The organism is Streptomyces sp. NL15-2K, from assembly GCF_030551255.1.
GTDB lineage: Bacteria > Actinomycetota > Actinomycetes > Streptomycetales > Streptomycetaceae > Streptomyces.
On record NZ_CP130630.1, the window covers coordinates 76,330 to 88,080 of the forward strand.

1 protein-coding gene is annotated in these 11,751 nt (G+C 72.0%); it reads right to left on the minus strand.

The window, feature by feature from the left end; all coding sequences use genetic code 11:
- Positions 1-3 precede the first annotated feature (3 nt).
- Positions 4-11,751: a type I polyketide synthase gene (locus Q4V64_RS00330; RefSeq protein ID WP_303708644.1), complete on the minus strand. Its 11,748-nt coding sequence runs from the start codon at positions 11,749-11,751 to the stop codon at positions 4-6.

Genomic DNA, 11,751 nt, shown 5'->3' on the forward strand with positions numbered 1-11,751 from the left:
GTGTCACCCTCGTACGTCGCTGGTAGGGGTACGGGCACGGCCGAGGTCGTTGTCGATGAGGCTGAGCAGCTCATCGACCGAGGCCGATTCGAGCGGCGGCGCGGCGCTCTCCGAGCCGCCTGACGCTTCCGTGGTACGGCTGCGCTCCAGCCGCGCGAGCAGGCCGCGCAGCCGGCTCGCCACGACACCGGCGTCCGCGCCGTCGGCCGTGTCCGAGGCCATCTCCGCCTCCAGCCGCTCGAGTTGGTCGAGCACGGCGCTGCCGGCCGTCTTCTCTACGTCGGAGGCCAGGCGGGACCGGAGGAGTCCGGCGAGCCCACCGGGTGTCGGGTGGTCGAAGACCAACGTGGCCGGCAGGGCGAGACCGGTGTGCCCGGTGAGCCGGTTGCGGAATTCCAGCGCGGTGAGCGAGTCGAAGCCGAGTTCGGTGAAGGGTTGGTGCGGCGCGATCGCCCCAGGGTCGGGGTGGCCGAGCACGGCGGCGATGTGGGTGCGCACGAACTCCAGGAGGATCTCCTGCTGTTGCTCGGCCGACTGCCCGGCGAGCCGGTCCGCCAACGCGTCGGGGGCCTGCGCCGGTGCCGACGACTCGGGCCGGGGCACCAGATCGCGCAGCAGGACGGGGACGTGCGGGGCGGTGCGCAGTGCGACGGGGTTCAACTGGGCGGCGACGAGCGCGGGTTGTCCGCTGCCCAGGCCGTGGGCGAGCAGGTCGTGGGCGTGCTCGGCACTGAGCGGAGTGAATCCGCTGCGGCCGATGCGGTCGCGGTCGGTGGCGTCCAGGTGTCCTGTCAGCGTCGAATCGGTGGCCCACAGTCCCCAGGCGATGCTCGTGGCGGGCAGGCCCTGGTGGTGCCGGTGGACGGCGAGAGCGTCGAGGAAGCTGTTGGCGGCCGCGTAGTTCGCCTGCCCGGGCGAGCCGAGGACACCGGCCGCCGACGAGTAGAGCACGAAGGTGTCGAGCGGATGGGCCCGGGTGAGTTCGTGCAGGTTCCAGGCGGCGTCCACCTTGGGCGCCAGTACGGAGTGCAGCGCGTCCTCGTCGAGCGCGGTGATCGTGGCGTCCGACAGCACCCCGGCCGTGTGGTAGACGGCGGTGAGGGGGTGCTCGGCCGGGAGTGTGTCCAGTAGGGCGGCGAGAGCGTCGCGGTCGGCGACGTCACAGGCCTCGGCGCGGACGTGTGCGCCCAGGTCGGTGAGTTCGGCGACGAGTTCGGGCGCCTCGCCGGTGCGGGACACCAGCAGCAGGTGGCTGCCGGCAGTGGTGGCGGCGAGGTGCCGGGCCAGCAGGCGGCCCAGGGCACCGGTGCCCCCCGTGATCAGCGTCGTGCCGGTGACCGACGCCGCCGACGGCTCGGCCGGAAGGGGTGTGCGGACCAGCCGGGGCGCGTACGGGACACCCCGCCGCAGGGCCAGTTGCGGCTCCCGCACGGCCAGGGCGGTGGACACGGCCGTGTCGGCCGGCTCCTCGTCGAGGTCCACCATCAGCAGGCGGTCGGGGTGTTCGCTCTGGACACTGCGCAGCAGCCCCCACGCGGCCGAGGCGGCGAGGTCGGGAACACCGTCCTCGTCGACGATCCGGCAGGCGCGCCGTGTGAGGACCACCAGCGTGCTGCCGACGAGCCGTTCGTCGCCGAGCCAGTCCTGGACCAGGCGGGTCAAGGAGGCGGTCGCGACGTGCGTACGGCCGACCGGATCGCCCCCCTCCCCAGGCTTCAGGCCGACCACCAGGACGTCCGGCGCCGAGACACCGTCGTCCAGCGCGGAGCGGAGCGCGGCCACGCTCGCACACGTCCGCCCGCCCTCACCCGCCTGGAACGGGTACGCCAGGACGTCGTCGCCCGACCCGGGCTCGCCGGTGATGAACACCCGGTCCGCAGCCGGGGGTTCCTGTCCTTCGGCAACGGCGGCCCAGGCGATGTGGAACAAGCTGTTCCGCACGTTCGACACCCCCCGCACGGCCGCCGCGATCTGCGCGGGGCTGACGGGCCGTACGGTGAGGCGGCCGATGGTCACGACCAGTCCCCCCGTGCGGGGGTCGGTCGTGGTCACGGACAGCGTGTCGTCACCGGTCGGGTGGAGCCGCACGCGGACCGCCCGCCCGGCGGGCCCGTGCAGCGTCACATCGGTCCAGGCGAACGGCAGCCGGACCCCGCCCGTGGCCTCGGCGCCGGCGCCTCCCGTCGCGGTGAGCAGGAGTGGGTGCAGGGCCGAGTCCAACAACCCCGGGTGGATGGCGAATCCGGCGGTCTCGGCGTCGGCGGGGAGCTCGATCTCGCCGTAGAGGTCGTCGCCGTCCCGCCACATCGCACGCACCCCCTGGAACAGCGGCCCGTACTCGTATCCCTGCGCCGCCAGATGCGGGTAGAGCTCATCGGCGTCGATGGGCTCCGCCCCGACGGGCGGCCACACGGAGAGGTCGTCGTCCGGCGCGGCCACAGCCCGCGGGCCGAGGATGCCGGTGGCGTGGCGGGTCCAGTCCGCGTCCGGCTCATCGGCCGGCCGGGTGTGGAAGGTGATCGTACGAAGGCCATCGGCGTCCGGCGCCGAGACGACCCGTTGCAGGTCCACAGCACCGTCCGACGGCACGGTCAACGGCGCCTCCTGGGTGAGTTCCGCGAGCACGGGGCAGCCGACGCGGGCTCCGGCGTCGAGCGCGAGGTCGAGGTAACCGGTGCCGGGCACGATGTTCGCGCCGAAGACCCGGTGTTCGGCAAGCCACGGGTGCCGCCCGACCGAGAGTCGGGAGGTGGCGATCGAGGCCGCGTTCCCGGCGAGGGTGATCGCGGCGCCGAGCAGGGGGTGGCCGGCCGTGTCGAGACCGGCCGCGGTCAGGTCGGTGGTGCCGGTGCCGGCGGGCAGCCAGTAGTGCTCCCGCTGGAAGGGATAGGTCGGCAGGTCGGGATGTGGTGTGGGGGTGGTGGCCGGATTGACCGCCGTCCAGTCCACGATGTGTCCGTGGACGTGGAGCCGGGCCAGGGCAGTGTGCAGGGTGTGGTGTTCTGGCTGTTCCTTGCGGTGCACCGGTACGGCGAGGCTGTCGGGGCTCAGGACGCCGAGCAGGGCGGTGAGCGTGGTGTGCGGGCCGACCTCGAGATGGGTGGTGGCGTCCAGGGCGTGCACGCCGTCGGCGTAGCGGACGGTGCCGCGCACGTGGTCGGTCCAGTAGCGGGCGCTGGTCAGCAACTCCGGGCCGGCCAGGGTGCCGGTCACATTCGAGACCACCGGGATGGTCGGCGGGTGGTAGGTGACCGATTCCGCGACCGCACGGAAGTCACCCAGCATCGGATCCAGCTGCGGGGAGTGGAAGGCGTGCGAGACACGCAGGGCGGTGGCCTTGCGGCCCCGCTCCCGCCACCCCTCGGCAAGCTCGTGCACCCGGTCACGGTCACCGGAGATGACCGTCGCACGCGGCCCGTTGACCGCCGCGAGAGACACCGCCTCCTCATGGTCGGCGATCAGGGCGAGGGTTTCCTCCTCGGAAGCCTGCAACGCCACCATCGCGCCGGTGGCCGGGAGCGCCTGCATCAGCCGCGCCCGCGCCGCGATCAGGCGCGCCGCGTCCGCGAGATCGAACACACCGGCCAGGTGCGCCGCCGTCAACTCCCCCAGCGAATGCCCGATCAGCACATCAGGACGCACCCCGGCCCACGTCACCAGCCGGTAGAAGGCCACCTCCCACGCGAACAATGCCGGCTGCGTATAACCCGTCTCGTCGATCAGAGAAGCCTCCGCGCTGCCGGGCAGGGCGAGCAGGATCTCCCTGAGCGGTCGCTCCAGGTGCGGATCGAGCGCCGCGCACACCTCGTCGAGCGCGTCGGCGAACACCGGGTAACACGCAGCCAGTTCACGCCCCACACCCGGTTGCTGCGCGCCCTGGCCGGGAAAGTGGAACGCCAGATGCCCGTCATGACCCGTGTCGTGACCGGTGACGAGCCGGCGATGCTCCTGTCCTGAGGCGAGTGCCGCCAGCCCTTCACGGGCCTGCGCGATGTCGTCCGCGCTGACCACCGCACGGTGATCGAAAGCGGTGCGAGAGATCAACTGCGCGGCGACGCCCGCCAGATCGGAGTCCTGGCGGTCCTCCAGCCACTCCCCCAGCCGACCGGCCTGATCACGCAACGCCGCGCCCGACTTCGCCGACACGACCAGAGCCATCGGTCCCTCGGCCGGCCCCTGCTCCGGCACCACCGACGGGCCCTGCTCAAGAATCAAGTGCGCGTTCGTCCCGCTGACGCCGAAGGAGGAGACGGCGGCGCGGCGCGGCCGGTCGCGGCCGGGCCAGGGCCGGTCATCGGTCAGCAACGACACCGCGCCCGCCGTCCAGTCGACGTGCGTGGACGGCTGGTCGATGTGCAGCGACCGCGGCAGCAGTCCGTGCCGCATGGCCTCGATCATCTTGATGATCCCGGCCACCCCGGCCGCGGCCTGGGTATGACCGATATTCGACTTCACCGACCCCAGCCACAACGGATCGCCCGCCTCCCGGCCCTGCCCATACGTCGCCAGCAACGCCTGCGCCTCAATGGGGTCGCCAAGTGTGGTCCCCGTCCCGTGCGCCTCCACCACATCCACATCACGCACCGACAACCGGGCGTTCGCCAGCGCCTGCCGGATCACCTTCTGCTGCGACGGCCCGTTCGGCGCCGTCAGACCATTCGAGGCACCGTCCTGATTCACCGCCGAACCACGAACCACCGCAAGCACCGGATGCCCCTTGGCCCGCGCATCCGACAACCGCTCCAACAACACCAACCCCGCACCCTCACCCCACCCCGTGCCGTCCGCGGCATCCGCGAACGACCTGCACCGCCCGTCGGGCGCCAGACCGCGCTGCCGGCTGAAGACCAGGAAGGGCGACGGCGACGCCATGACGGTGACCCCTCCGGCCAGCGCCAGAGAGCATTCGCCCTGTCGTATCGCCTGGCAGGCGAGATGCACCGCGACCAGGGACGACGAGCACGCCGTGTCGATCGACATGGCCGGCCCCTCGAACCCGAACGTGTAGGCCAGCCGACCGGCGACGACACTCTGCTGGTTGCCGGTCCCCAGGTGGCTCTCCAGGTCGGCCGGTGCGTCGTAGACGCGCGGGCCGTACTCCTGTGGGATCACGCCCGCGAACGTGCCGGTGTCGCTGCCGCGGACGGTGGCCGGGTCGATACCCGCCCGCTCCAACGACTCCCACGCCAGCTCCAGCAGCAGCCGCTGCTGCGGATCGATCGCCAACGCCTCCCGCGGCGAGATCCCGAAGAAACCCGGATCGAACTCCGCCGCCTCATACAGAAACCCACCACTACGCGCATACGTCGTCCCCGCATGATCGGGATCCGGGTGATACAACCCCTCCAGATCCCAACCCCGGTCCACCGGAAACCCTTCGATCGCATCCCGGCCCCCCGCCACCAACTCCCACAAACCCTCCGGCGACCGCACACCCCCCGGAAAACGGCACGCCATCGCCACCACCGCGATCGGCTCGTCGTCCATGACCGTTCGGGCGGAGACGGATGCCCCGGGCGCGGACTTGGTCGCGGTGAGGGAGCCAAGCAGATGCTCGGCGAGCCCGTCGGGTGTCGGGTGGTCGAAGACGAGGGTGGTGGGCAGGGACAGTCCCGTGCGGGTGGCGAGACGGTTGCGGAGTTCGAGTGCGGTGAGCGAGTCGAAGCCCAGCTCGACGAACGGCCGCCCGGGTGCGACAGCCGTCGGGTCGGAGTGGCCGAGTACGGCGGCGACTTGTGTACGGACGAGGTCGAGCAGGATCGCGTGGTGCCGGCCCACCGCTTCCTTTGCCAGTCGCCGGGCCAGTTGATCCGCGGGGGTGCCCGACTGGCGGGCCGAGGTCGGCCTGGCTCCGCCACGGCGGACGTTCCGCAGCACCGCCGGAACCGACGCGTCATCCGCACTCGGGGCCAACCGGGTGGCGACTACGGCGGGCAGGCCCGAGGCGCAGCCGTGATGCAACAGGGCATGGCCCAGTGCCGCGGTCAGCGGGGCAAGCCCCGTCCGGGTGATCCGTGTGCGGTCGGCCGCGGTGAGCCCGCCGGTCATCGCGCTCGCCTCGTCCCACAGTCCCCAGGCGATGCTCGTGGCCGGCAGGCCCTGGTGGTGCCGGTGGACGGCGAGGGCGTCGAGGAAGGCGTTGGCCGCCGCGTAGTTCGCCTGTCCCGGGGAGCCGATGACACCGGCCACCGAGGAATACAGGACGAACCTCTCGACGGGATGGCTCCGGGTGAGTTCGTGGAGCCACCAGGCACTGTTCGCCTTTGTCGCGAGCACGGTGCGCAGCCGCTCCTCGTCGAGGGAGGTCACGGGCGCGTCGTCGACCATGCCGGCCAGGTGGTAGACGGCGGTGAGGGGGTGCTCCGGGGGGAGGGTGTCGAGCAGGGCCGCGAGGGCGTCGCGGTCGGTGACGTCACAGGCTTCGGCGCGGACGTGTGCGCCCAGGTCGGTGAGTTCGGCGACGAGTTCGGGCGCGTGGCCGGTGCGGGAGACCAGCAGCAGGTGGCTGCCGGCAGTGGTGGCGGCGAGGTGCCGGGCCAGCAGGCCGCCCAGGGCACCGGTGCCCCCCGTGATCAGCGTCGTGCCAGACGTGACTGTCGCCGTCGCCGTCGCCGGGAGCGTCAGGCCCACCTTGCCGGTGTGCCGGGCCTGGGCGAGGTGACGAAGGGCGTCCCGGGCGTGCCGTACGTCCCACGTGGTCACGGGGAGCGGCCGTAGCGCACCCGTCTCGAACAGTTCGCCGAGTGCGGCGAACATGGCATGGATGTGCTCCGGACCGGTATCGAGCGTGTCGAAGGTCGTGTAGCGGATGCCGGGATGCGTCTCGGCGATCAGGTCAGGGTCGCGCCGGTCGGTCTTGCCGATCTCGACGAACTCGCCGCCCCTGGGCAGCAGCCGGAGCGACGCGTCGATGAACTCGCCGGTGAGGGAGTTGAGTACGACGTCGACCCCGCGTCCCTGGGTGGTCTCCGTGAACCGTTCCTCGAACTCGAGGGTGCGGGACGACGCCAGATTCCGTACGCCGCCCTCGCGCAGCGTGTCCCACTTCTGCGGATGGGCGGTGGCGTAGACGGTGGCACCCCAGTGCTCGGCGAGTTGCAGCGCGGCCAATCCCACTCCGCCCGCCGCCGCGTGCACCAGCACGGACTGGCCGGCGCGCAGGCGGGCGACGTCGTGGAGCGCGTGGTAGGCGGTGAGGAACACCATCGGGGTGGTGGCGGCCTGGGCGTACGTCCAGCCGGTCGGGACGGGCGAGAGGTAGCGGTGGTCGGTGATCCCGCTCGGCCCCGTGCCGCCGGGGAAGAGGCCCATCACCCGGTCGCCCGGGGCGAAGTCCGTCACGTCGTCGGCCACCTCGACCACGACACCGGCGCCTTCGCCGCCGAGCGGCCGGTCGTCGGCGACCATGCCCAGGGTGAGTACGACGTCCCGGAAATTCACCCCGGCGGCGCGCAGAGCGACCCGTACCTGACCGGCGGCGAGTTCGTCGGGATCGGTGAACGGTGTCGCCGCCAGGTCGTCGACGCTCCCCGTGCCGCGCAGGGTCAGCCGCCAGTTGGGCGTCGGCGGCAGCGCCAGCCCGGTGTCGTCGGCGGTGCGGGCCATCCGTGGTGCGAGCAGCCCCGAACGGCGTACCGCCAGCTGTGGTTCCCCGCCGAGGACCGCCGCGGTCACGGCGTCGGTCAGGGAGACGTCCGCGTCCTCCCAGTCGATCAGCACCAGCCGTCCGGGGTGCTCGTTCTCCACGCTGCGCAGCAGCCCCAGCACGGCGGCCTGCGCCGGGTCGCAGTCGGTGTCGTGCGCGGCGGCGAGGGCGCCTCGCCGGGTGAGGACGACCAGACGAGCGGCGGCGAGGCGCGGTTCACCCAGCCACTCCTGCACCAGCCGGAGCATGGCCGTCGTGGCCGCGCGGGTCCGTTCGACGGGGTCTCCGGCAAGCGGTGCGACCGCGGTCACCAGCAGATCGGGAACGGATTCGGCCAGCTGGCCGAGGTCGCCTCCCCACACGGTCCCGGCGGGCAGCCGTACGCCCTCGGGCAGGTCGTCGCCGTGACCCAGGCAGGCCCATGTGGTGCCGTCCGGGAGGGCACGCGCGGGCGCCGGGACGGCGACCCATTCCAGGTGGAAGAGCCCGTCCCGCAGATTCTGTCCGGCCGTTGCGAGTTGAGCGGGGTCGACGGGACGCACGGTGAGCCGGGCGGCGGTCAGCAGAAGTGCTCCGGTGTCCGGATCACTGACGTGCACGGTGAACGCGCCCTTGCCCACGGGGCTCAGCCGGACGCGCACCGCGTGCCGGGCGGGGGCGTACCGTGCGACGCCTTCCCACGAGAACGGCAGCGCGAGGTCCCCCTCGCCGTCGGCGAGCAGCGGGTGCAGGGCCGCGTCCAACAGGGCCGGGTGGATGAGGAATCCGGTGGTGTCGGCGTCGGCGGGGAGTTCGATGTCCCCGTAGAGGTCGTCGCCGTCCCGCCAGATGGCGCGGGTTCCCTGGAACAGGGCTCCGTACTCGTAACCGCGCTCCGCGAGCTCGCCGTACAGGTGGTCGATGGGGAGCGCGACCGCGCCCGCCGGGGGCCACGCGGCGGCGAGATCGTCGTCCGGCGCGGCCACTGCCTGCGGGCCACCGAGGATGCCGGTGGCGTGGCGGATCCAGTCCGCGTCGGGTTCGCCCGCCGGCCGGGTGTGGAAGGTGATCGTACGGCGGCCTGCGGCGTCCGGCGCCGCGACCACCGCCTGGAGGTCGACGGCGCCCGAGTCCGGCAGGACCAAGGCCGCTTCCAGGACCAGCTCCGCGACGTCCGGGCTGCCGGCGCGTGCTCCGGCGTCGAGCGCGAGGTCGAGGAAGACGGTGGAGGGCACCGGGACGACGTCCATGACCCGGTGTTCGGCGAGCCATGCGTGGCTCGCCAGCGACAGTCGGGAGGTGGCGATGAAGGTGTCGTTGGCCGCGAGGGTGATCGCTGCACCGAGCAGGGGGTGTTCGGCGGTGTCGAGCCCGGCCGTGGTCAGGTCGGTGGTGCCGGTGCCGGCGGGCAGCCAGTAGTGCTCCCGCTGGAAGGGATAGGTGGGCAGGTCGGGATGCGGTGCCCCGGGAGTGGCCGGGTTGACCGCGCTCCAGTCGACGGAGTGGCCCTGGACGTGCAGGCGGGCCAGGGCAGTGTGGAAGGTGCCGGGTTCGGGCTGGTCCTTGCGGTGCACCGGTACGGCCGGCGTGTCCGGGCTCAGGACGCCGAGCAGGGCGGTGAGCGTGGTGTGCGGGCCGACCTCGAGATGGGTGGTGGCGTCCAGGGCGTGCACGCCGTCGGCGTAGCGGACGGTGCCGCGCACGTGGTCGGTCCAGTAGCGGGCGCTGGTCAGCAACTCCGGGCCGGCCAGGGTGCCGGTCACATTCGAGACCACCGGGATGGTCGGCGGATGGTAGGTGACCGATTCCGCGACCGCACGGAAGTCACCCAGCATCGGATCCAGCTGCGGGGAGTGGAAGGCGTGCGAGACACGCAGAGCGGTGGCCTTGCGGCCCCGCTCCCGCCACCCCTCGGCAAGCTGCTGCACCCGGTCACGGTCACCGGAAATGACCGTCGCACGCGGCCCGTTGACCGCCGCGAGCGACACAGCGTCCTCATGGTCGGCGATCAGGGCGAGGGTTTCCTCCTCGGTCGCCTGCAACGCCACCATCGCGCCGGTGGCCGGGAGCGCCTGCATCAGCCGCGCCCGCGCCGCGATCAGGCGCGCCGCGTCCGCGAGATCGAACACACCGGCCAGGTGCGCCGCCGTCAACTCCCCCAGCGAATGCCCGATCAGCACATCAGGACGCACCCCGGCCCACGTCACCAGCCGGTAGAAGGCCACCTCCCACGCGAACAATGCCGGCTGCGTATAACCCGTCTCGTCGATCAGAGAAGCCTCCGCGCTGCCGGGCAGGGCGAGCAGGATCTCCCTGAGCGGTCGCTCCAGGTGCGGATCGAGCGCCGCGCACACCTCGTCGAGCGCGTCGGCGAACACCGGGTAACACGCGGCCAGTTCACGCCCCACACCCGGTTGCTGCGCGCCCTGGCCGGGAAAGTGGAACGCCAGTCCGCCCACCGCGGAGGGGCACTCGCCGGTGACGAGACGGGCGTGTTCCTCTCCCGAGGCAAGTGCGGCCAGACCCGCACGCGCCTGATCGACGTCGTCCGCGCCGACCACCCCCCGGTGGTCGAAAACGACCCGCGAAGACAACTGCCCCGCAGCACCTGCCAGTTCGGACAGTGACCGGCCCTCCAGCCACTCCCCCAGCCGACCGGCCTGATCACGCAACGCCGCGCCCGACTTCGCCGACACGACCAGAGCCATCGGTCCCTCGGCCGGCCCCTGCTCCGGCACCACCGACGGGCCCTGCTCAAGAATCAAGTGCGCGTTCGTCCCGCTGACGCCGAAGGAGGAGACGGCGGCGCGGCGCGGCCGGTCGCGGCCGGGCCAGGGCCGGTCATCGGTCAGCAACGACACCGCGCCCGCCGTCCAGTCGACGTGCGTGGACGGCTGGTCGATGTGCAGCGACCGCGGCAGCAGTCCGTGCCGCATGGCCTCGATCATCTTGATGATCCCGGCGACCCCGGCGGCGGCCTGGGTATGACCGATATTCGACTTCACCGACCCCAGCCACAACGGATCGCCCGCCTCCCGGCCCTGCCCATACGTCGCCAGCAACGCCTGCGCCTCAATGGGGTCGCCAAGTGTGGTCCCCGTCCCGTGCGCCTCCACCACATCCACATCACGCACCGACAACCGGGCGTTCGCCAGCGCCTGCCGGATCACCTTCTGCTGCGACGGCCCGTTCGGCGCCGTCAGACCATTCGAGGCACCGTCCTGATTCACCGCCGAACCACGAACCACCGCAAGCACCGGATGCCCCTTGGCCCGCGCATCCGACAACCGCTCCAACAACACCAACCCCGCACCCTCACCCCACCCCGTGCCGGCCGCGGCATCCGCGAACGACCTGCACCGCCCGTCGGGCGCCAGACCGCGCTGCCGGCTGAACTCGACGAACATCGTGGGTGTGGCCATGACGGTGACGCCGCCGGCGAGAGCGAGGGAGCACTCGCCTTGCCGTATGGCCTGGCAGGCGAGGTGCACGGAGACCAGCGACGACGAGCACGCCGTGTCCACCGAGACCGCCGGGCCCTCCAGCCCGAAGGTGTAGGCAAGGCGGCCGGAGACGACGCTGGCCGCACTGCCGGTGCCCAGGTATCCCTCGAGGTCCGGCGGTGCCTGGTCGTGCCGTGCGCCGTAGTCGTCGTACATCACCCCGGCGAAGACGCCGGTGTCGCTGCCGCGGACGGTGGCCGGGTCGATACCCGCCCGCTCCAACGACTCCCACGCCAGCTCCAGCAGCAGCCGCTGCTGCGGATCGATCGCCAACGCCTCCCGCGGCGAGATCCCGAAGAAACCCGGATCGAACTCCGCCGCCTCATACAGAAACCCACCACTACGCGCATACGTCGTCCCCGCATGATCGGGATCCGGGTGATACAACCCCTCCAGATCCCAACCCCGGTCCACCGGAAACCCGTCGATCGCATCCCTGCCCCCCGCAACCAACTCCCACAAACCCTCCGGCGACCGCACACCCCCCGGAAAACGGCACGCCATCGCCACCACCGCGATCGGCTCGTGGTGGGAGTCCTCCACCTGCTCCAGCCGTCGCCTGGTCGCGAGCAGGTCAGCCGTCGTCCGCCTGAGGTAGTCGCGGAGCTTCGCCTCGTTACTCAT